The 22,044-nt window shown below is 69.9% G+C and carries 20 protein-coding genes; 5 read left to right on the top strand and 15 right to left on the bottom strand.

All coding sequences use genetic code 11. From position 1 onward, the window contains the following. Positions 1-932: 932 nt before the first annotated feature. Positions 933-1,907, bottom strand: coding sequence for a D-alanine--D-alanine ligase family protein (locus tag WH85_RS33145; protein ID WP_045746019.1), 975 nt, complete (start codon positions 1,905-1,907; stop codon positions 933-935). Continuing rightward, entirely contained in the window at positions 1,904-3,214 is a 1,311-nt protein-coding gene (locus WH85_RS33140; protein WP_045746018.1) for an aminotransferase-like domain-containing protein, read from the bottom strand. Before WH85_RS33140 ends, WH85_RS33145 begins: the two co-directional genes overlap by 4 nt. Positions 3,215-3,402: 188 nt before the next feature. Here WH85_RS33140 and WH85_RS33135 point away from each other — a divergent pair, with 188 nt between their 5' ends. Next, entirely contained in the window at positions 3,403-4,068 is a 666-nt protein-coding gene (locus WH85_RS33135) for a hypothetical protein (RefSeq protein WP_045746017.1), read from the top strand. Here the strand turns inward: WH85_RS33135 and WH85_RS33130 are convergent. From WH85_RS33130 to WH85_RS33095, 8 genes are all read right to left on the bottom strand, one after another. Further along, on the bottom strand, positions 4,046-5,203 hold the full coding sequence (locus WH85_RS33130; protein ID WP_045746016.1) for an N-acetylmuramoyl-L-alanine amidase: 1,158 nt from the start codon (positions 5,201-5,203) through the stop codon (positions 4,046-4,048). The genes WH85_RS33135 and WH85_RS33130 overlap by 23 nt on opposite strands. A gap of 87 nt (positions 5,204-5,290) precedes the next feature. Further along, complete coding sequence (trxA, locus tag WH85_RS33125; protein ID WP_045746015.1) at positions 5,291-5,614, bottom strand: thioredoxin; 324 nt, start codon at positions 5,612-5,614, stop codon at positions 5,291-5,293. Positions 5,615-5,635: 21 nt separating this feature from the next. Further along, positions 5,636-6,595, bottom strand: a complete 960-nt coding sequence (gene trxB / locus WH85_RS33120; protein ID WP_045746014.1) for a thioredoxin-disulfide reductase — start codon at positions 6,593-6,595, stop codon at positions 5,636-5,638. Between the two features lie 125 nt (positions 6,596-6,720). After that, the gene (locus WH85_RS33115) at positions 6,721-7,590 is read right to left on the bottom strand and encodes a hypothetical protein (protein ID WP_045746013.1); all 870 of its coding nucleotides are present in this window, start codon (positions 7,588-7,590) and stop codon (positions 6,721-6,723) included. After that, the gene (sigM, locus tag WH85_RS33110; RefSeq protein ID WP_045746026.1) at positions 7,587-8,240 is read right to left on the bottom strand and encodes an RNA polymerase sigma factor SigM; all 654 of its coding nucleotides are present in this window, start codon (positions 8,238-8,240) and stop codon (positions 7,587-7,589) included. Before sigM ends, WH85_RS33115 begins: the two co-directional genes overlap by 4 nt. A 234-nt stretch (positions 8,241-8,474) precedes the next feature. Then, on the bottom strand, positions 8,475-10,019 hold the full coding sequence (locus tag WH85_RS33105) for a protein kinase family protein (RefSeq protein WP_045746012.1): 1,545 nt from the start codon (positions 10,017-10,019) through the stop codon (positions 8,475-8,477). A 215-nt stretch (positions 10,020-10,234) separates the two neighbouring features. After that, positions 10,235-11,992: a murein biosynthesis integral membrane protein MurJ gene (gene murJ, locus WH85_RS33100; RefSeq protein WP_045746011.1), complete on the bottom strand. Its 1,758-nt coding sequence runs from the start codon at positions 11,990-11,992 to the stop codon at positions 10,235-10,237. A 50-nt stretch (positions 11,993-12,042) separates the two neighbouring features. Beyond that, positions 12,043-12,927: a hypothetical protein gene (locus tag WH85_RS33095; RefSeq protein WP_045746010.1), complete on the bottom strand. Its 885-nt coding sequence runs from the start codon at positions 12,925-12,927 to the stop codon at positions 12,043-12,045. 82 nt (positions 12,928-13,009) lie between these two features. On the opposite strand from WH85_RS33095, the gene WH85_RS33090 reads away from it, so the two are divergent. Then, positions 13,010-14,440: a CCA tRNA nucleotidyltransferase gene (locus tag WH85_RS33090; protein ID WP_045746009.1), complete on the top strand. Its 1,431-nt coding sequence runs from the start codon at positions 13,010-13,012 to the stop codon at positions 14,438-14,440. Here WH85_RS33090 and WH85_RS33085 read toward each other — a convergent pair. From WH85_RS33085 to WH85_RS33075, 3 genes are read right to left on the bottom strand one after another with little or no spacing between them, the layout of a single operon-like run. Next, positions 14,437-14,970 carry a TolB-like translocation protein gene (locus tag WH85_RS33085; RefSeq protein WP_045746008.1) on the bottom strand — a complete coding sequence of 178 codons (534 nt, stop codon included), beginning with the start codon at positions 14,968-14,970 and terminating at the stop codon, positions 14,437-14,439. The genes WH85_RS33090 and WH85_RS33085 overlap by 4 nt on opposite strands. 24 nt (positions 14,971-14,994) lie before the next feature. Continuing rightward, positions 14,995-15,573: a hypothetical protein gene (locus tag WH85_RS33080; protein WP_045746007.1), complete on the bottom strand. Its 579-nt coding sequence runs from the start codon at positions 15,571-15,573 to the stop codon at positions 14,995-14,997. Further along, on the bottom strand, positions 15,570-16,115 hold the full coding sequence (locus WH85_RS33075) for a SigE family RNA polymerase sigma factor (protein ID WP_425394678.1): 546 nt from the start codon (positions 16,113-16,115) through the stop codon (positions 15,570-15,572). The genes WH85_RS33080 and WH85_RS33075 overlap by 4 nt, the downstream gene beginning before the upstream one ends. 32 nt (positions 16,116-16,147) lie before the next feature. On the opposite strand from WH85_RS33075, the gene WH85_RS33070 reads away from it, so the two are divergent. Beyond that, positions 16,148-16,609, top strand: coding sequence for a methylated-DNA--[protein]-cysteine S-methyltransferase (locus WH85_RS33070; RefSeq protein ID WP_045746006.1), 462 nt, complete (start codon positions 16,148-16,150; stop codon positions 16,607-16,609). A gap of 133 nt (positions 16,610-16,742) precedes the next feature. Here the strand turns inward: WH85_RS33070 and WH85_RS33065 are convergent, their stop codons facing one another. Both WH85_RS33065 and WH85_RS33060 read right to left on the bottom strand, forming a co-directional pair. Then, positions 16,743-17,822 (bottom strand): inositol-3-phosphate synthase, encoded by a 1,080-nt coding sequence (locus WH85_RS33065; RefSeq protein ID WP_045746005.1) that lies wholly within the window; start codon positions 17,820-17,822, stop codon positions 16,743-16,745. Positions 17,823-17,845: 23 nt separating this feature from the next. Further along, on the bottom strand, positions 17,846-18,505 hold the full coding sequence (locus WH85_RS33060; protein ID WP_045746004.1) for a PadR family transcriptional regulator: 660 nt from the start codon (positions 18,503-18,505) through the stop codon (positions 17,846-17,848). A gap of 159 nt (positions 18,506-18,664) precedes the next feature. Here WH85_RS33060 and WH85_RS33055 point away from each other — a divergent pair, with 159 nt between their 5' ends. Both WH85_RS33055 and WH85_RS33050 read left to right on the top strand, forming a co-directional pair. Continuing rightward, positions 18,665-19,111 carry a DUF5318 domain-containing protein gene (locus WH85_RS33055; protein ID WP_045746003.1) on the top strand — a complete coding sequence of 149 codons (447 nt, stop codon included), beginning with the start codon at positions 18,665-18,667 and terminating at the stop codon, positions 19,109-19,111. 190 nt (positions 19,112-19,301) lie between these two features. After that, complete coding sequence (locus WH85_RS33050) at positions 19,302-22,025, top strand: transglycosylase domain-containing protein (protein WP_045746002.1); 2,724 nt, start codon at positions 19,302-19,304, stop codon at positions 22,023-22,025. The last annotated feature ends 19 nt before the right edge of the window (positions 22,026-22,044 follow it).

Below are 22,044 nucleotides of genomic sequence, written 5' to 3'. Positions count from 1 at the left end.
GACGGCCGTGACCGACGGCCGTGACCGACGGCCGTGACCGACGGCCGTGACCGACGGCCGTGACCGACGGCCGTGACCGACGGCCGTGACCGACGGCCGCCCGGGTTGCGCTGTCCCGGGGAGCTGATGACGCGTCGAAGCAAGCACCTCGCATGCTCCTGACCGTGCATGCCGGGCACGATGAGGTGTGGGGCGCCGTCGGTCAGGTTCCCGGTATCCGGTCGGTGTAGGAGGGCGGTGCCGTGATCGACAGCTGGGGCGCGGTTCCCGGAGTCGGCTGGACCGGCGAGGGGACGCCCGTGCCGTGCCCGGCCGGGGACGCTGCCATCGGGGGCGACTCGGCTTGAGGACTTCGGCGGCTGGGTGACGGCCGAGTGGGGGCGACTCGGCTTGGGGACTCTGGCGGCTGGGTGACGGCCGAGTGGGGACGCCGCGATTTGAGGAGCCTGTCGTCTGAAGCTGCCGCGGTGTTGGGCTCCGGCTGTTCGGAGTCTCGGCGGTCAAGGGTCCGAGCCCGACTTCGCCACATGACTGGGGCAGGGCTTCACATGCGGGCGTACAACCGTCGTGTTCCGGGTCCGCGACGGCTACCGATCGGAGACGGGTAACGGCGGCCGCGGCGAAGCTGTCTGTCGTTCGACCACCTCGCCGGCTGTCCCGGTCTACCTCTTCATGCCGGGCGGATCCGGTCGCTCGTCAGGCTCGGTCTTCTCCCGAAGGACGGTTGGTCGTCGGTCGGTTCCACGGTCTCCGCCCTACCTCTGGGGGACGGTGCCCGGCGGCGGACGGGTGGCTCAGGGGAGAACGGCCGAATCGCCGAGGGCCACCCGGGGAGGCGTAGTGGCTTTTGAATGAGGTGTGGCTCGTACAAGAAGAAGGGAGGGAACGGCATCGGCGCCGGGCCCTCCCTCAGAGCTTGTGGGGCAGCGAGATCAGGGTGCCTTGCGGGCGACCGCCCGTTCCACCAGAGCGCTCATCACCGCGCCCAGGTCGACCCCCGCGGCTTGGACGGCGAGCGGCAGCAGCGACGTCTCGGTGAGGCCGGGTGAGACGCTGCAGTCGATCACGTGGGGTTCGCCGTTCTCGTCGACGATCACGTCGATGCGGGAGAAGTCCCGCATGCCGAGGGTCTTGTAGGCCGCCAGTGCGGTCTCCGCCACCTTCGCCGTCATCGCCGTGTCGAGGCGGGCCGGCACGTGCCAGGTGGTGCGGCCCGCCGTGTAGCGGGCCGCGTAGTCGTAGACCCCGTCGTGCGGAACGATCTCCACGATCGGCAGGGTCTCCGGGCCGGTGCCCAGGTCGATGATCGAGACGGCGACGTTGGCGCCGGTCACGAACTGCTCGACCAGGGCGGTCGAGTCGTAGGCGAAACAGCTCATCAGTGCGGCCGGCAACTCGGCCGCTTCCCGGACCACCGCGGCGCCGAAACCGGAACCGCCGCGCGCCGGCTTGATCATCAGGGGGAGGCCGAGGCGGTCGACGAGACGGTCGAGGACGGCTGCCGCACCCAGTTCGGAGAGGCGGTCGTGGGGCAGCGCCATCCAGTCGGGGGTGCGGATGCCGGCTTCGCGCAGCAGCGACTTGGCCGACGGCTTGTCCCAGATGCGGCGGGCGGTCTGTGCGTCGGCGCCCACGTAGGGAATGTCGTAGAGGTCGAGCACCCCGCGCAGGGTGCCGTCCTCGCCGTTGGCGCCGTGCAACGCGATCACCACCGCGTCGGGCGGGTCGGCCTGCAACGTCGGCAGCAGCGAGATGTCCGCCTCGTGCAGGTCGGCGCTGAGGCCGGTCGCGCGCAGGGCGTCGAGCACCCTGCGCCCGGACTTCAGTGACACCTCACGTTCGTAGGAGAGACCGCCGGCCAGAACCAGAACGCGTACATCGTCACGCAGACCCATGGCAGTGATCATGCCAAGTCGGGGCCGGGCACGTCGGCGGCGGCCGGGCCGCGACGACGGTGCGGCTGCAGGGCGGCGGCCCCGCCGAAGATGGCCCGCATCGCCAGCTCCTGCTCCATCACACCGGACAGCCGGCGTACGCCCTCGCGCAGCCGTTCGGGTGCGGAGAAGCTGAAGTTGAGGCGCATGTTGGCGTGGCCGGTGCCGTCGGCGTAGAAACCGGTGCCCGGCACGTACGCCACCCGGGCGGCGATGGCCCGGGGCATCATCGCCTTGGAGTCGAGCCCGTCGGGCAGGGTGACCCAGACGAACAGGCCGCCGTCGGGCCGGGTCCACGTGGAACCGTCCGGCATCAGGTCGTCGAGGGCGTCCAGCAGGGCGTCACGGCGCTCCCGGTAGATCTCCCGGTAGACCTTGATCTGTTGACGCCACGGCATGGTCGTCAAATATTGCGTGACGGCGGCCTGCCCGAACGGGTTCGGGCAGAGGACGTTGGCCTCGCTCATCATGACCAGCTTCTCCCGGACCGCGTGCGGCGCGAGGATCCATCCGATCCGCAGGCCCGGTGCGAAGGTCTTGGAGAACGTGCTGAGGTAGAACACGCCGTCGCGGCGGCGGGCCCGCAACGGGCGCGGGGCGTCGCCCTCGAAGGACAGCATCCCGTACGGGTCGTCCTCGATCACCAGGAGACCGGCCTGCTCGCAGATGTCGAGGATCCGCTCCCGGCGTTCCTCCGAGAGGGTGACACCGGCCGGGTTCTGGAAGGTCGGGATCGTGTAGAGGAACTTCGCCGGTCGGCCGGTTCTGGCCGCGTCGGCGATCGCCTCCTCGAGTGCCTCCGGGATCAGGCCGTCGGCATCCATCGCGACGTGCCGCACCTGTGCCTGGGCAGCCTGGAGGACGCCGAGTGCGCCGACGTAGGTCGGCCCCTCGGCGAGCACCACGTCACCCGGGTCCAGGAACAGTCGTGCGATGAGGTCGAGGGCCTGCTGTCCGCCGACGGTGACGACCACGTCGTCCGGGGAGGCGTTGGTGATGCCGGACAGGGCCATCACCTCACAGATGCGTTCCCGCAGCTCGACGTTGCCCTGACCGGTGCCGTACTGCAGCGCGGTCGCACCGTGCACCGCACCCAGGTTGTTGAGCATCTCGCCGACCGCGTCGAGGGGGAGGGCGGCGATGTAGGGCGAGCCGCCGGCCAGCGAGACCACCTCGGGGCGGCTGGCGACGGAGAAGAGGGCGCGGATCTCGGACGTGGTCATCCCTCGGACGCGTCGCGCGTACCGATCGGTGTAGTCGTCCTGTGTGGTGCCGGTCATGCGGCTCTCACCTCGGTGAAATCGGTGGTTGAGACGCTCCCGATAGTAAACGCCGACACCGGGTTTCGACCCCGGCGTCTCACGGCCAGGGTTGCCCGACCTGCTCCCGTTCATGGCGATTCCGGCGTAGGATTCGCCCGGAGCGCGGCTGATCGTGCTTCATGAACTGATCCTCATGGGGGCCGCCGATGTCGCGACGCCTGGTCAACCTGACCCTCGACACACTCGAAGATCTTCCCCGGCCGTGCCGTCAGTGCGTGCACTGGGAGCTCGATCCGGTCTCCGCCGAGCGGGCCTGCGCGACGGGTGACCCCGGTCTGGAGAAAGAGGCCTGGGTTTCGCAGACCCTGCTGGAGTGGGGGTCCTGCGGCAAGCTGGCCTACGTCGACGGCATGCCGGCGGGTTACGTGATGTTCGCGCCACCCGCCTACGTCCCCCGGTCGATGGCCTTCCCGACCTCACCGGTCAGCGCCGACGCGGCCCTGCTGACCACCGCCAAGATCGTGCCCGAGTTCGCCGGTGGTGGGCTGGGCCGGATGCTGGTGCAGGGTGTCGCCCGTGACCTGACCAAGCGGGGCGTCAAGGCGATCGAGGCGTTCGGCGACGCGAAGGCCGGCGAGATCGACGAGGAGGACGAGCGGCAGGGCGCCTGCCTGGTGCCGGTCGACTTCTTCCTGTCGGTCGGGTTCAAGACCATCCGGCCGCACCCGCGTTACCCGCGGCTGCGGCTCGAGCTGCGGACCGCGCTGTCCTGGAAGTCGGACGTGGAGTACGCGCTGGAGAAGCTCCTCGGTTCGATGAGCCCGGAGAAGCTCCTCCGCCCGATTCCCGCTACGAGCTCGGCCGAGAACTGAGCGCCATCCGCAGCTGGCGCACGTCGATCGAACCGGTGGGGACGTCCCGCTCCACCGGGAAATACATCCGCTGGACCGCGGCCAGGATCGCCTCGACGATCTGTTCCCGGCACAGCGGGTCGATCAGCCGTTCCCGGTCGACCGGCGAGGTGAGGTAGCCCAGGTCGACGCGGACCGTGGGCATCCGGGTGAGACGCAGCAGGTCCCAGCTCTTCGCGTGGGTGCGGCAGTCGTGCATGCCGGTGCGCACCACGATCTCGCGCTGCACCAGGTTGGCCAGGCGCTCGCCGACCGTGGAACTCAGGCCGGTGCCGGTGCCGTAGTGGTAGGTGGCCACACCCTCGGCGGCCTCGGTGGCGTGCCCGTCCAGGTGCAGCGAGATCAGCAGGTCGGCACCGAGGCTGTTGGCCAGCGCGGCCCGCTCGACACCGGTCATCGGCTTGGCGGGCGACGGCCCGCGGGTCAGGTGCACCCGCATGCCGGCCGCGGAGAGCCGGCCCTCCAGCCGGGAGGCCAGGTCGAACACCAGGTCCGCCTCGGTCCAGCGCAGCGGGCCGTCAGGCACCACGACGCCGGTGTCCGTGCCGCCGCCGTGTCCGGGATCGATCACGATGGTCTTGCCCACCAGGTTGGGGCCGGACTGGCGGAACGCCTCGGCCTCGCGCAGCCACTGCGGGCGCCCGCCGACGACCTTGCGACCGAGGCGGCGCAACGCCTTCATCGTCTGCGGACCGCAGGAACCGTCGGTGGACAGGCCCACCTCGCGCTGGAACTGCGCCACGGCCCGGGCGGTGCGGGTGCCGTAGACGGCGTCCGGGCGACCGGTGTCGTAGCCCATCTCCAGCATGCGTTCCTGCAGGGCGCGGACGTCCTCGCCGACCAGCGGGTCGGGCACCGAGTGGAACAGCGTGCGGGAACCGAGCCGCCACCGGGCCGCGTCCAGCGCGCGCCACGTCTCGTCGCCGACCATGCCGTCGATGCCGAGTCCCCGGTCCTGCTGGAAGGCGCGGACCGCGGACTCCAGCGCCTCGTCGAAGACGTCCGGCTCGGCCGAACCGAGCAATTCCAGACCGACCAGGATCGATCGGATCTCGGAAACGGCGGGGCCGGTTTCGCCGCGTCGGATGGACCGCACTCAGGACTCCCTAGGGGGCGAGAAAGGACGACCTTGGGAAGCGTACGCCCCGCGTCCGAGAACGGACGCGGGGCGTGCAAAGGGACGTCAGAGCGCGGACTCGATGAAGTTGACCAGGAAGCTCTTCGGCTTGGCGCCGGTGATCGAGTTGACCCGCTCGCCGCCCTTGAAGATCGTCAGGGTGGGGACCGACATGACCTGGTAGGCCAGGGTGGTCTGCGGGTTCTCGTCGATGTTGACCTTGACGATCTCCACCTTGTCGCCCAGCTCGGCGGCGATCTCGGCGAGCAGCGGGTCGACCTTCTTGCAAGGCACGCACCACTCGGCCCAGAAATCCACCAGCACCGTCTTGTCGGACTCCAGCACGTCGCTGGCGAAAGTGGCGTCGGTGACCACCTTGGTTGCTCCCACGAGGACCCTCCAGGTCTTTCTTTACAGCTCGACGAATGAAGCGATGAAGCGCTCGGCGTCCAGTGCCGCGGCGCAGCCGGTGCCGGACGCGGTGATGGCCTGCCGGTAGGTGTGGTCGACCAGGTCACCGGCGGCGAAGACACCGGAGACGTTGGTGCGGGTGCTGGGCGAGTCCACCTTCACGTAGCCCTCGTCGTCCAGTTCGACCTGGCCCTTGAAGAGCTCGCTGCGCGGGTCGTGGCCGATCGCCACGAAGACGCCGGTGACGTCCAGGACCTTGGTCTCACCGGTCAGCACGTTCTTCAGCCGGGCGCCGCCGACCTTGCCGTCCTCGCCGAGGATCTCCTCGACCGTGGAGTTCCACTCGACCTTGATCTTGTCGTTGTCCAGGGCGCGCTTCTGCATGACCTTGCTGGCCCGGAAGCTGTCCCGGCGGTGCACGATGGTCACCGTCTCGGCGAAGCGGGTCAGGAAGGTGGCCTCCTCCATCGCCGAGTCACCGCCGCCGACCACGACGATGTGCTGGTTCTTGAAGAAGAAACCGTCACAGGTCGCGCAGGACGAGACACCGCGGCCGAGTAGTTCCTGCTCGCCGGGCACGCCGATCGGACGCCACGCGGAACCGGTCGCCAGGATCACCGCGCGGGCGAAGAACTGCTGCTCGCCCACCCAGACCGTCTTGAGGCCCTCGGTGCCGGCCTCGGTCGGCTTGTCGGTCAGCTCGACCCGGGTGACGTCGTCGGTCAGGAACTCCGCCCCGAACTTCTCCGCCTGGGCGCGCATGTTGTCCATCAGCTCGGGACCCATGATCCCGTCGCGGTGACCGGGGAAGTTCTCCACCTCGGTGGTGGTCATCAGCGCACCACCGGACTGCACACCCTCGATCACGAGAGGCTTGAGGTTGGCCCGGGCCGCATACAGCGCAGCGGTGTAGCCGGACGGCCCCGAACCGATGATGATCAGATTGCGGACCTCGTCCACTGCCGACTCCTCAGTCTGTTTTCGCCGCCCCGAAACGTGGACGACACTGCACGCTAGAACGTCATGCTAGGCATTCACCATTCCCCCGGGTCCGGTTCGTGTCCGGCCTCACGTGGGGGTGCTGGTCAGCGTACCGGGAGTTGCTCCAGGGCGTCGGCGCCGCCATCGGGCGTGCCGCACCGGGGACCGACCGCCCACACCCAGGTGCCGTTCGCCGCGCTGAACCGGACGATCGTGGCGGGGGCGCCCTGGTAGCGCGCGTAGTCGACGGACTGCACGTCGAGCGGCGCACCGCCGTTCTCCCGCGCGATCGCGGCCAGGCAGTCGAGCAGCAGGGCCAGGTCGGTCGACGGCTCGTTCTGCGCACTGATGCGTGGTTGGTCGCTGGCGGTGGCGGCCGGGGCACCGAGCGCCGGGCTCTGGGTGAGGGTCTCGGCGGTGTAGTCGGTGCCGCTGCGCGCGATCCGCTCGGCCGGCGGTGCCGCGGCGAGTGCCGGGCCGGACTGGGCGTAGACCTCACCGGCGGCGCCGGCAGCCTCGGAATCAGCCGACCCGGAATCGGATGCGTCGTCCAGAGACACCCCGGGCAGCCAGCTCATCGCGGCACCGGCCAGGGCCAGCACACCGGCGGCCACCCCGAGGGGCGCGAGCCGGCGCGGACGGCGACGGCGCCGGTGTTCCTCAAGATCCAGAACCTTGGTGGGTACGCGGGAAGCCCCGTCCCCCAGGTCCTCCACGGGAGGTGCGGCGGGCGTGGCGAAGAGCGCGTCCAGCCGGGCGGCGACATCGCCGGGCATCGGCTCCGGATCCAGCCCACCCAGGGCGGCGCCGACCGCGGCCATCCCGGGCGCCAGCAGCTCGTGCGCCTCCCGCCACGCCGGGTCGCCGGCGACCAGCGCGGCCACCCGGTCCTCGTCCGGGGTGCCGTCCAGGGCGCCACCGACGTAGTCGGCGAGCAGGTCGAAGTCGACCCCCTCGAACTCGGCGCCGGTCACTGGTCCCTCCGATCACGTCCGGTCGGCAGCGGTGTCACCGACGCCGACCTGGATGGGACGGTCCCGCCGCCCGTACGGTTCCCCCGCGCCGGCGTGTCCTCGGCCACCCCGCCGTCCCGGGGCTTCCCGCGCAGGTAGCCCAGCGACTGCGCCATCCGGGCCCGGCCCCGCGCACACCGGCTCTTCACGGTGCCCTCGGCGACCTCGAGGATCACGGCAGCCTCGGCGACCGAGTAGCCCTGCACGTCCACCAGCACGATCGCGGCCCGCTGGTCGGACGGCAGCGCGGCCAGGGCCTCCCGCACCACCAGGACGGTGTCCTGGTCGGGCGCGGGCGCCACCGGCTCGCGGCCGGACGGCCGGTCGTCGTCACGATGCTCCCCGGGCAGCGGGACGGTCGGGTGCGCCTGCCGTTTGCGGACCCGGTCCAGGCAGGCGTTGACCACGATCCGGTGCAGCCAGGTCGTCACGGCCGCATCGCCGCGGAACCTGCCGGCGTTGCGATGTGCGTTCAGCAGGGCGTCCTGGACCGCGTCGGCGGCCTCCTCACGGTCGCCGAGCGTCCGGACGGCGACGGCCCACAGCCGGTCGCGGTGCCGGCGGACCAGCTCGCCGAACGCCTGCGGATCACCCGCCACGTGGGCGTGCATCAGCGCGGCGTCGCTCGGCGCGGACCCGTCCGCGCCGGGAGGCCCGGCTGACCCGTCCCGGGAATTCACCCCAGCAATGTATGCCACGAACCGGCTCCCGTCGTCACCACGGTCGTGCACACCGTGACCGATGAACCAGGCGGGGGACGGTGCCACCGACGAGGTCCGAACCCCGGGCATGTCGAAGGGCCGGCCTCCCCTGGAGGAGACCGGCCCTTCGACGTGGACCGTGGATCAGTAGCCGTAGAGCTCGATCTCGGTGACCGTGGTGCGGTAGCCCTGGCCGGTGTCGTTCTTCGGCAGCTCGGTCAGGAAGACCAGAACGTACTGGTATTTCTGGTCCGGTTCGAAGCCGGAGAACGCCCAGTTGTTGCCGGTGCGCTCGGCGTCGCCGTCACCCAGCTTCTTGTAGTCCTTGACGACCTTGTCGTCGCCGCTGGACGTGTCGCCCGGGTCGGTGGTGCCGGTGCGGACGTCCATGACGGCACCCGGGTTGGAGGTCGAGACACGGACCTCGGAGAGGGCACGGGCCTCACCCAGGTTGATCAGGACACCCATGCCCGGCTTCAGGTTGCCGAACTTGGGGCTGTTGTACCAGGAGAGTTCCCACGCGGTGTTCTTGTCACCGTCGACGACGTATTTCGCCTTGCCGGTGTCGTCCCGCGTGCCGTCGGGCGGGTCGACGATGCGGACCATGTCGGCGGTGAGCTTGAGCTTGGTCGGCTCGGCCACCGGGGCGGGGGCGCCGGACGGATCGGCGCCTTCGCCGGCGCCGGCCTCGACCGGGGCGGTGGCCTGGGTGTCGGGGGAACTCGTCGAGTTGCTGATCGCCCGGATGCCGAAGACCAGGCCGATGATCGCGATGATCACCAGGGCGCCGACGCCGAGCAGGATCTTCGGAGCGCTCTTCGCCGAGTCGCCGGAGCCGCCGCCACCCTGCACGAAGCGCAGCGGGCCGACGTCCTCGAACTCCTCGTCCTCCGACGCGGCGTCCAGACGGCCCAGCTCGGCGGTGAGAGCGTCGGCGGCCGGGGCGGCCACCCGCGGGTCCAGCAGGTCCATCGTCAGATCGTCGAGGTATGCCGGGATGCCGGCCCGGATCTGCCGCGGGGCGGCCGGGTTGCCTGCGCTGTCCCGGTTGGCGTCCTGCAGCGCCTTGTTGCCGATCTCGGCGTGCGGCCAGTGGCCGGTGAGCGCGAAGTAGAGGATGCCGCCGACGGAACGGATGTCCGACTCGGTGGTGTCCGTGCCGTCGGAGCGGGCGTCCGCCAGGACCACCCGGCCGTCGTCGGCGATCAGCACGCTGCCGGGGTGCACGTTGCCGTGCACCATGCCGGTGGCGTGCACCGAGGTCAGCGCGTCGGCGACGGCGTGCGCGATGGCGACGGCGCGGGACGGGTCCAACGGGCCCTGGGCGCCGACCATGTCACGCAGCGACTCGCCGTCGACCCACTCACGGACCACGTAGGCCCGGGAGTCCTCGTCGATCGCGTCGTAGACACCGACCAGATTGGGGTGGATCACACGGCTCGCGGCGACCGCGGCCTGCAACATCTCGGCTGCGGACGAACCGCCCGGGTATCGCAGCACGACGGCGACCGCCCGCCGGAGGACCACATCGACACCGCGCCAGACCTGACGGCCCGCACTGTCGTCGTTGACGTGGTCTTCCAGCTGGTAACGCTCGGCCAGAATCTCACCGACGGTGGGCGCACCGAAGGTCAAGACCGGTCCGCCCTCGTCGGCCGCGGTCTCGTGGCCTTCGCCGACCTGGGTCACCAGTCCTCCCTCAGGGGTGCATGCTGGCTTGTCGAATAATGGGGGTGCTCAGGACGACGTGCTCCCGCGCACATGCCGACACCGACCATACCCGTACCAGGCCATGGTCCGGCAGGTCGTCCCCCCGGCGCGGCACCGGGGAAAAGGCGTGCGAAGCGGGCAGATCGCGCCCGAGTTGCCAGGGAAACGCCTGATCAGGGGCGCCCTGAAGTGGATCAGCGCCCGAGTTTGCGGCGCACCGTTCCGATCACTTGACTAATCTCCCGGACGCGCAGGATCAGGGCCGCCACGAGATAGGCGATCAGGATCACGGCGCCGCCGGCGAACAGCTGGATCAACGCCTCGATCCGGCCGTCCGGAGCCCCGGAACCGGGCAGGAACCGGACCACCAGCAGACCCAGAGCCGCCGCGATGCCGGCCGCGACCGCCACCTTGATCAGCGACACGGCGACCGCGCCCAGATCGAGACGTCCGATCCGGCGGCGCAGCACGGCGAGCGAGATCACCGCGGAGACGAGGTAGGACAGCGCGTTGGCCGCGGTCATGCCGGCCGCCAGGAGCGCGTCACCGACCAGTTCGGCGACCACGAAGTAGGCGACGATCCGGGCGATCACCACCGGAATGTTGATCAGCGCGACGGTCTTGTTGCCCTGCAGCGCGTAGAACGCATAGGTACAGAGGTAACTGATGGACAGCGGCAGCACGGCGAACGCGGCCAGGCTCAGCACGGTGCCGGTGGCCAGCGCCGCCTCGTGCGAGTAGTTGCCACCCTCGAACAGGGTGACCGCGATCGGCTTGCCGAGCACGCCGTAGACGACGGCGACCGGGGCCAGCGCGGCGGACACCAGGGTGATGCCGCGGGTCAGGTCGGCGCTGACGTCGGCGTACCGGCCCTCGGCGGCGGCGGCGCTCATCTGCGGCAGCAGCGCGGTCATCACCGAGACCCCCACGATGCCGTGCGCCATCATGGTGAGCAGGAAGACGTTGTTGTAGGCGAGGACGCTGGCGCTGTCCTTGCCGGCCACCTCGCTGAGCACCCGGACCACGGCGAAGACCGAGACCTGGTTGGCCGCGACGTACAGCAGCATCCAGCCGGCCAGGCTGCCGATCTCGCGCAGGCCGAGCGAGCGCGGCGCCCAGCGGAACCCCCACCGGAAGCCGACCTTGCGCAGCGCCGGGAGCAGGCCCAGGGTCTGCACCACGATGCCGAGGAAGGTGGCGCCGCCGATCAGCGCGATCTGGCCACCGGTGACGTTCTCCGCGGTGAGTTTCGTGTCGGTGCCGAAGACCACCAGGAAGACGCCGCAGGCGGCGATCAGCACGATGTTGTTGAGGATGGGCGCCCACATCGGCGCGGCGAAGTGCCCGTGCACGTTGAGCACCGCGCCGATCAGCGCGGACAGGCCGGTGAAGAAGATGATCGGCAGGATCAGGTAGGCGAACTGGGTGACCAGGTCGCGGTAGGCCTCGGGAGCCGTGCCGGCCGTCTGGATCGCGGTGACCAGCGGAGCGGCCGCCACCACCAGCGCGGTCGCCACGCCCAGCGCCACCATGGCGAAGGTGAGCAGCGTCTGGATGAACGCCTGCCCGCCGTCCGCGTCGGCCTTGCGCCGGCGCACCAGCAGCGGGATCAGGACGCTGGACAGGATGCCGCCGAGCAGCAGCTCGTAGATCTGGCCGGGCAGGAACTGCGCACTGGTGTACGCGTCACCGACCGCCGAGCCGAGCGCCATGCCGATCATCGCGTTCCGGACGAAGCCGATGACCCGGCTGACCATGCTGCCGATCGCCATGATGATGCTCTGGCCGGCGGTGCTCTTGCTGGGCTCCTCGGCCGGGATCTCCTCCGGCGGCAGGGCCTGGTCGCCACCCGCGGGCAGGTCGGCGTCGACCGAGATGATCGTGACGCCGGTCTGGTCCGGCGGTGTGTCGTCCGGTGTCGCATGCGTGCTGCGGTATAGACCGCTGTTCACCCGAGCCTCCCGAGCGGTGCCGATGTAGGAGTCACCATAAGGGCCTCTCGTTACACGTGGTGACGCAGGAGGGTTCCGGGCTCGGCCCCGGCCAGGGTCTCCACCATCCAGCATGCCTCCAGTGGAACAAGGGGCTCGCTGAGAGCGTCCAGCACCGTCGGGTGATCGCACCCCGCCTCGGTGAGCGCCCCGAGCAGGTCCGGTACCGCATCCAGGTGACCCGATTCCGCCATTCGACGGGCCAGGGGCCGCGTCTGCGCGTACCACTCCTGATGGGGGATGTGAAGCAGGCGCCGATGCGCTCGCCGGACCAGGTCGGAGAGGTCCTCCAGCGGGAAGCGCTTGTCGGCCCGGACCTGACCACCCACCGTGACCGGAGCGCTCAGCTCCGCGATGGTCGCCTCGTCGAGCACCTGCGGGGAGGGCGCGTCCGGTGCCGGCCACCAGTGGTCGGCGGTGAAGATCGGCAGGGGGTCCTGCTCGGGGCCGCTCGGCGCGGGCGGGGGCACCGGGCGGCGCAGCGAGCGGTACGCCGCCTCCCGCATCGCCGAGACGGTGGCGACGTCGTCCTCGGCGGCGGCCGCGGCGAACGGCGACAGCAGCGCCACCACCAGCCCCGGGTGCGGCAGCGTCGGATCGTCCAGGGCGATCACCCGCGCGCAGGTCTCGAGCTCCCACCAGTGCAGCGACGCCGGGTACGGCCCGCCGGGCGGCGCCCAGCCCAGCTGCACCGGCTCGCTGGAAGCCGGCCGGCGCAGTCCGAGCGCCTGCTCGCCGGTCGCAAGGTCCACGTCCAGGGCCAGGCTGTAGCCGTCCAGGACGGGGAACGAGACGCGAAGGTCGCGGGGGAGGTCGTCGGTGTCACTGGCGCCGAGCCCACCCGTCCAGAAGGCGGGGTTCAGGCTCAGGCGTCGCAGCGCCTCGGAAACGGGCACAGGCTCATCCTGCCCGGTAAGGGTGGAGAACGCCCACCCGCCACCCGCGGACCGAGCCCGCGCCCGATAACCTGGTAGTCCCATGTCTGTCTTGAATGCGGTTCAGCAGAAAGCGGTAGCCGAGTTGCTCCGCGTGTCCCCCCTCGCCGACGAGCTGGGGCAGCGGTTCGCCGCGACCGGCCACGAACTGCACCTGGTCGGTGGCTCGGTGCGTGACGCCCTGCTCGGCAGACTCGGCGACGACCTGGACTTCTGCACCGACGCCCGGCCGGAGCAGACCCTCGACGCGGTCCGGGGCTGGGCCGACGCGATCTGGGAGACCGGCCGCGAGTTCGGCACGATCGGCATCCAGAAGAACGGTCTGCGGATCGAGATCACCACGTTCCGGGCGGAGGCCTACGACGGGGTGACCCGCAACCCGGTGGTCTCCTACGGGACGTCGCTGCTGGACGACCTCGAACGCCGGGACTTCACCATCAACGCGATGGCCGTGTCGGTGCCGGGCCACGAGTTCACCGACCCGTTCGGCGGCGTACAGGACCTGACCGCCCAGCTGATCCGGACGCCGGCCGCCCCGGAGATCTCCTTCGGCGATGATCCACTCCGGATGCTGCGGGCCGCCCGGTTCGCCGCGAAACTCGGGTTCACCGTGGCCGAGCCGGTCGTCACCGCGATGCGGGAGATGTGCGCCGACCTGGACCGGATCACCGCGGAGCGGATCCGGGACGAGTTCACCAAGCTGATGTCCGGCGCCGACCCCATCGCCGGCCTGCGCCTGCTCGTCGACACCGGCCTCGCCGACCGCTTCCTGCCGGAGATCTCCGGGCTCAAGCTGGAGATCGACGAGCACGCGCAGCACAAGGACGTCTACGAGCACACCCTGATCGTGGTGCAGAACGCGATGCGCCTGGAGGGTGACGGCGGCCCCGACTTCATCCTGCGGATGGCCTCGCTGATGCACGACATCGGCAAACCGGCCACCAAGGCCGTCGGCCGCGACGGGCGGGTCAGCTTCCACCACCACGAGGTGGTCGGCGCGCGGCTCACCAAGCAGCGGATGAAGGCCCTCAAGTACCCCAAGGACGTGATCTCCGAGGTGGTCGGGCTGGTCGCCCTCCACCTGCGTTTCTACGGGTACGGGCGCGGCGAGTGGACCGACTCCGCGGTGCGGCGGTACGTGACCGACGCCGGCCCGCTGCTCGCCCGCCTGCACAAGCTGACCCGTTCCGACGTCACCACGCGCAACCGCCGCAAGGCCGCGCAGCTGGCCGCGGACTACGACGCGCTGGAGGACCGGATCGCCCGGATCGAGGCCGAGGAGGACCTGGCCAAGGTCCGCCCCGACCTGGACGGCAACGCGATCATGGAACTGCTCGGTGTCCCGCCGGGCCCGGTCGTCGGCCAGGCGTGGCGTTTCCTCAAGGAGCTCCGTCTCGACCGGGGCCCGCTGGACCGGGACGAGGCCGAGGCGGAGCTCTTCAAGTGGGCCCGCGAGCAGGGCCACATCTCCTAGGACGGGGCCACGGTCAGTTCGGTCCCGTCGAATTCGCGCGGCATCGACGCCTCCTCCAGCAGGTTCCCGGAGGCGTCGTAGAGGCCGGCCACCGTGTCGTCGAAGGTCAGGATCCGGCCGTCCGGCAGGAAGACGCCCTCCGCGCCGACCAGCAGCGGGGACCCGGTCCGCCCGGTGGCGACGTCGACCACGACCAGGGACCGCCGCCGATGGTCGCCCCGGTCCAATGTGATCACCGACTTCCCGTCCGGCGACCACGCGCCCGGCCCGGCGGGCACGCCCGTCATCGGGATGGCCCGCAGCCGCTTGCCGGTGTCGGCGGAGTACACCACCGCCGACTCGATGGGGTCGAGTTTCGCCTCGTCGTGCGGCACGTCGGAGTCCTTGCGCGGCACCGCCACCTCCCGGCCGTTCGGCAGCCAGGTGAAGAAGCAGACGTCCGGGCAGCCCGGAACGATGTCGGCATCGGCGAACTCGCGGACCTCATCCGTCGCCACGGTGTAGACCGCGAAACCCTCCGCGGTGGGCACCAGGAGCCGGGACCCGTCCGGCGACTACTGCGGGCCGGAGTAGGCCGTGAAGGAGCCACGCGTGTCGATGCGGGCCTTGCGGTCACCGGACGCGTCCACGACGTCGACCCGGCCGCTGAGCCCCATCACCGCGAACGTCCGGCCGTCCGGTGCGGGTACCAGGTCCGGGTCGGTGACGTCCAGCTGGCGGTATGTTCCGGTGGTCCGGTCCAGTGCCACGTATCCGGGGTCCCCCGGCGCGATGGTGCCGTCGGCCTCCTGTACCTCCACCTGTTTGGTCAGCATGGTGACCACCGCGCCGCCGGGCAGCTGATAAGGGGTGTCACCGCTGAAGTCGGGCAGCGCCCCCGCGCTCGCCGACGGGACCGGGGACACCGCGGGGGCCGGATCCACCACCGGGGCGGGCGGGTCCCGGCGCAGCAGGGCGTACGGCATGGCGGTGGCGGCCACCAGGACCACGGCGAGCGCGCCCAGGGCCGCGTGGCGGTGACGCCGGATCCGGCGACCCCGCGTGCGGGCCACCGCGGCCAGGTCGTGGGCCGGTGGAGCCTCGTCGGCGAGATCCCGGACCGTGGTGCGCACGGCGTTCTCCAGCTCGCTCATCGGGCTCCTCCCAGCTCGGTGATCCGGTCACCGGCCGACACACGCAACTTGGCCAGGGCCCGGGACGCCTGGCTCGCCACCGTTCCGGGACGGCAGCCGAGCGCCTCGGCGGTCTCCTCCACCGAGCGGTCCTCCAGGTACCGCATCACCAGCACCGCCCGCTGCCGGGCGGGCAGGGCGAGCAGTGCCTCCCGCAGGGCCAGCCGTTCGGTGACGTCCTCGTCGTGGGCGCCCGGCCCGGCCCGGTCCGGCACCTCGGCCACCGACACCTCCCGTCGCCGGCCGGGACGCCGCCAGAGCGAGGCGCGATCGTTGTAGAGGATCCGTCGTACGTACGCCTCCGCATCGCTGTGGATGCGGGGCCATCGGGCGTACGCCTTGGCCAGTGCGCCCTGCACCAGATCCTCGGCCGCGCCACGGTCCCCCGTCAGCGCGTACGCGATCCGGAGCAGCGCCTGCCCCCGGTCCGCGACGAACACGGTGAACTCGTCCTCGAGTGACTGCTTCACGGTCACCTCCACCGGGCCAGACGCCGCATCCATCGGAAAGCTTGCATCCGGGGGAGAATCGTTGTGTGACAACCTTCGTGGTCGCCTCACCGATCGGGCCGCTGGGGGTCGCCGTGCAGGGCGACGTCGTGGTGGGCGTGCGGTTCGGGGCGAAACCGGGACCGGTGGCCGAGCATGTGGCGGCCGCGCAGCTGGAGTCCTACTTCGCCGGTGAGCTCACCGAGTTCAGCGTGCCGTGGAAGCTGCTGGGCGGGTCGGAGTTCGAACGGGCGGTCTGGGAACAGATCGCCGGTATTCCGTACGGGGAGATGGTCACGTACGGGGCGATCGCGACGGCACTGGGCGACCCGGGGGCGGCGCGGGCCGTGGGGACGGCGTGCAACCGCAATCCGATCCCGGTGATCGTGCCGTGCCACCGGGTGGTGGGCGCCGGCAACAAGATGGTCGGGTTCGGTGGCGGGCTCGACCGCAAGCGGCGGCTGCTCGAACTGGAGGCGCGGGTCGCCCTGACCCGGCTCTGGGGCTGATGCGACGTTCGCCGATGAACCGGGGACGGTGCTCCGGCCGTACCCCCGCAGGGTTGTGTCGGTGAGGTGAGGCCGGCCCACAACCGTGGGCCGGCCTCACCGCGTGGCTGGCGCCGCGCTCAGATCACGCTGGTCAGCGCTCGATGTCGCCGCGGATGAACGCCTCGACGGACTCGTGCGCGTCGTGGTCGTTGTACTGCACCGGCGGGGACTTCATGAAGTACGACGAGGCGGAGAGGATCGGGCCGCCGATGCCGCGGTCCTTGGCGATCTTCGCGGCGCGCAGGGCGTCGATGATCACGCCGGCCGAGTTCGGCGAGTCCCACACCTCGAGCTTGAGCTCGGCGTTGAGCGGGGTGTCACCGAACGAGCGACCCTCGAGACGGATGTAGGCCCACTTGCGGTCGTCGAGCCACGGCACGTGGTCCGACGGGCCGATGTGCACGTCGCTCTTGATCATCTCGTGCGGGATCTGGCTGGTCACGGCCTGGGTCTTCGAGATCTTCTTGGAGACCAGGCGGTTGCGCTCCAGCATGTTCATGAAGTCCATGTTGCCGCCGAAGTTCAGCTGGTACGTGCGCAGCAGCTCGACTCCGCGGTCCTCGAACAGCTTGGCGAGCGCGCGGTGCACGATCGTCGCACCGACCTGGCTCTTGATGTCGTCGCCGACGATCGGCAGCCCGGCGTCGGTGAACTTCTGCGCCCAGACCGGGTCGGAGGCGATGAACACCGGCAGGGCGTTGACGAACGCGCAACCGGCGTCGATCGCGGCCTGCGCGTAGAACTTGTCGGCCTCGTCCGAGCCCACCGGCAGGTAGGAGACGACGACGTCGACCTCGGCGTCACGCAGGGCCTGCGCCACGTCGACCGCCTCGACCGGCGACTCCTCGATGATCTCGCGGTAGTAGGTGCCGAGACCGTCGAAGGTCGGGCCGCGCTGCACGGTGACGCCGGTCGGCGGCACGTCGGTCAGCTTGATCGTGTTGTTCTCGCTGGCGACGATCGCCTCGCTGAGGTCCATGCCGACCTTCTTGGCGTCCACATCGAACGCCGCGACGAACGTCACGTCCGAGACGTGGTAGTCGCCGAAGGTCACGTGCATGAGACCGGGGACGCGGTCAGCGGGGTCGGCGTCCCGGTAGTACTCCACACCCTGCACGAGGGACGAGGCGCAGTTACCCACCCCGACGATGGCGACGCGGACGGAGCCCATCGCGTTTGCCTCCTTGTTGTTCATCACGGCCGGTCCTGGTGCGGACGCGGTGTTTCTGGCGGAGCCGTCCCGGCCGGCGGTGTGTCGCCGGTGGGCGCGGGGCTGGGCGCGGCGGTGAGCCCGGCACGATTGCGGAAAGCGGGGGCGCGGCCGGACCGCTCGTTGGTGATCAGCTCTTCCAACCAGCGGACCTCGCGCTCGCAGGCCTCGAGCCCGTGGCGCTGCAGCTCGAGGGTGTAGGCGTCGAGACGGTCGCCGACCCGGGTCAGGATCTCGCGCAGGCTCTCCCGGCGCTCCTCGATCCGGCGGCGGCGGCCCTCCAGGATGCGCAGGCGGGTGGCGCGGTCGGTGCGGGAGAAGAAGGTGAAGTGCACCCCGAAACCGGCGTCGTCGTAGGTCTCCGGGCCGGTCTGGGTGAGGAGCTCGGCGAACCGCTCCTTGCCCTCAGCGGTGATCTTGTAGACGACACGGCCGCGCTTGCTGGTCATCGGGGGGACGACGTCGTTGCTCGCCGCGGCCTCGCTGATCCAGCCGGCGAGCTTCAACCGCTTCAAAGTCGGGTACAAGGTCCCGTAGCTGATCGCGGCCCGGAGCGTGCCGAGCTTGGTGGCCAGCTCCTTGCGCAGCTCGTAACCGTGCATCGGGGCCTCCTGCAGGAGACCGAGAATCGCCAGATCAAGCATCTCGACCCTCCTTCAGAACGTCACGATGTATCGGCTCGATACATCGTCACGGTAGGCCGGGCCCCGAACCTGCGCAACCCGAACACCGGTTCGCAGTCGCCACGCCACTCTGCGTGATGACAGTCGCCGCTGCTGCGGGGACCGCGTACTCTTCTCGCCATGCGCACGCAGCGGCAGGTCGTCGACTACTCGCTACAGAGGCGAGCAGTCCTGCGTGACGTGCGAAATGGTCGGATCGGCGCGCTCGAAGTCTGCGATGCGTCGCCGTACTTGAGAAACGCGGCCACATACCACGGTGAGCCCACCGACGAACGGTGCCCGATCTGCCGTCGCGACAATCTGACACTGGTGCACTACGTCTATGGAGACGAGCTCAAGCAGTCCGCCGGGCAGGCCCGGAAACTCGCTGAGCTGCCCGTGTTGGCGATGACGCTGCGTGAGTTCCAGGTCTTCGTGGTGGAGGTGTGCCGCTCCTGCGCGTGGAACCAGTTGATCGAGAGATACGTGCTCGGTCGTGACGGGCAGGCCACTGACGAGTTACTCCTCGCGTCGTCGGAGACTTTGTGGACGGCGGCGGCGTCCCATGGCGGAGAGGCTCGCCGATGAACCGGTTCGATCTCGCTAACGTGTACTGGTTCAGGGCCGACCCGGGCACCCCCCGCCGGGTTCGGTCATTGATGACATTCGACAAGCCGGCTGCCGGGGATGCAGCCGAAAACGCCCGCTCGTGGCGCTTCGCCAGGGTGACCCCGCCAGGTCGTCCGGCTGCGCCCCCGCGACCGGTAGGTGTGAAGGAATGAACGCGTACGGCGATCCGCAGAACGCACGAGCCCGGGCCAGAGTGCCCGGGCCGTCCGCTGCTTCCACGCCTGACGACGCGCCCGACCCGAACGAGGGCCGATCCGGTCCGGACGCCTATCGGCGTCCGTCCGGGGCGGCGCAGGTCGGCGGGCAGTCAGGGCGCGCCTCGGTCGGTGGCTCCGCCGCCGTCCCAGGCCGGGCCTCGGTGGGCGGCTCCGCCGCCGTGCCGGGGCGGGCCTCGGTCGGTGGTTCGGCCTCCGTCGGCAGCGCCTCGCCAGGCCGGGCCTCGGTCGGTGGCGCCGCCGCCGTCCCGGGCCGTGCTTCGGTCGGGGCGGCCTCGGTCGGCAGTGCCGCGCCGGGCCGCGCCTCGGTCGGGGCGGCCTCGGTGGGTGCTGTCCGGGGCGGTGCCTCGGTGCCGCCGTCCTCCGGCGTCCCCGACGTGCTGGGCAGTGGTGGCAAGGGCCGCAAGGGCCCCCGGAGCAAGGCTGACAAGAAATACCGCCGGGCGAACATCCTGACTGCCGCGGCAGCGGTGCTCGTCATCATGCTCGGCGTCGGCATCGTCGGTGGCACGTACTTCTTCGATGATGTCGATCTTCCGGCCGCTCAGGCCGAAGACCAGATGAACATCATCTACGACACCAAGGGCAACGTCCTCGCGAAAGAGGGCGAGCCCCGCATCAACGTGCCTTACCAGCAGATCAGCGAGGTAATGCAGCACGCGGTTGCCGCCGCCGAGGACAAGAACTTCTACCAGCACGAGGGCATTGACATGAAAGGCATTGCCCGTGCCGCGTGGAACAACTTCACCAACGGCGACCGGCAGGGCGCCTCGACGATCACCCAGCAGTACGCGCGCCACGTCGCCGTCCTGAAGGACATCAGCTACAGCCGCAAGCTGCGCGAGGCCGTGATCGCCCGCAAGCTGGAGTCCAAGTACGACAAGCCCCAGATCATGGGCATGTACCTGAACTACATCGACCTCGGCGAGGGCCGGTACGGCGTCGAGGCGGCCGCCAACGGCTACTTCGGCAAGTCGGTCGTGACCGGCTCGAAGAACGAGATCAGCGTGTACGAGGCCGCGGTGATCGCTTCGATCATCAAGCAGCCGTATGCCTCCGCGACGCACAAGGGCTACAACCCGCGGGAGAACCCCACCGACGCGTTGTCGCGGTGGGAGTACACGCTGAAGAACATGCTCGAGATGGGTTGGATGACCCAGGAGCAGTACGACAAGCGGGCGTACCCGGAGCTCAAGGCGGTCAGCTCGAAGTGCAAGACCTGCGCCGACGGCAAGCCGGTCGGCATGGTCATGCGCCACGTGCAGTACGAGCTGACTCAGCTCGGCATCTCCGCGGACGACCTGAAAAAGGGTGGTTACTCGATCACCACCACGATCAACAAGAAGGTCCAGGACGCGGCGGTCGCGGCCGGCTCCCGCAAGAGCAAGACCTCGCCGCTGAACGGTCGGCCGAAGACCTACCAGTCCGCGGTGATCGGCATCGACCCGGAGACCGGGCGGGTGCTCGGCTACTACGGCGGTGACGACCCCAACGGCACCGACTACGCCGGTTACATGGCGGGTGACGGCAGCGGAGTCGTCGACTACGGCGGCCAGTCGCCGGGCTCGACCTTCAAGCTCTACACGCTGGCCGCGGGTCTGAAGGAGGACATCTCCTTCAAGACGACCTGGGACGGCACGCAGAAGCGCGCCAACGGCACCAAGATCAGCAACGCCGGCGCCGAGGACTCCGCGCTCTGTGACGGCAAGATCGAGTATTGCGACCTCGAGACCGCGACGATCCGTTCGTACAACTTCCCGTTCTACTGGATCGCCAACAACATCGGCCGCGACAAGGTCATCGCCGCGGCCCGTGACGCCGGCATCCGTTACATGTGGACCGACAAGGGCGAGCAGGTCGACCTGACCAAGACCAACGCCTCCAAGTGGAAGAGCTCCGGCTACTTCGACAACGAGGTCGCCTTCGGTCAGTACCGCGTGGTTCCGCTGGAGCACGCGCAGGGCGTCGCCACCATCATGAACAGCGGTGTCCGGCACGACGCGCACTTCATCCGCAAGATCGAGCGGCGCGACCCGGAGACCGGCGAGATGAAGATCATCCCCAGCGAGAACCTCAAGGGGAAGCAGGTCTTCGACGCCAGCCAGATGTCCAACCTGCTGGGCGTCATGCAGAAGATCCCCGGCAAGTCGGACCACACCCTCAGCAACGGACGGGAGTCGGCCGCCAAGTCCGGCACCTGGGAGTTCAAGAAGGGCAACGGCGACACCTGGTACGTCGGCGGCATCCCGCAGCTCGCGGTGACCGTCTGGGTCGGCGGCGCCGGCAACAAGGTGGAACTCACCGCGGCCAACGGCAGCTCCAAGAAGATGTTCGGCTCCGGAACACCCGCCGACATCTGGGAGGAGTTCATCAAGACCGTGACCGAGGAGCTCAAGTGGGACAAGGAGTCCTTCCCTGAGCGCATCGAGACCGGCAACGACAACAGCGAGTACGCGAACGGCCAGGAGCCGCCGCCGGTTCAGCAGGAACCGGTCCAGGACCCGAACCAGAACGCCATCTGCCAGAAGTTCCCGACGCTCTGCCAGGACAACACCGGCAACAACGGCGGGAACACCGACAACGGTGGCAACACCGACAACGGTGGCAACAACGACGACAGCGACGACGATGACGACGGAGGCCCCGGCGGCCGTTGACGAACCGCACCGCTGAGAA

The sequence above is a fragment of the Actinoplanes rectilineatus genome (assembly GCF_000962825.1).
GTDB lineage: Bacteria > Actinomycetota > Actinomycetes > Mycobacteriales > Micromonosporaceae > Actinoplanes > Actinoplanes rectilineatus.
Note: the sequence above shows the minus strand (reverse complement) of the source record. Positions and strands in the feature narration are given on the sequence as shown.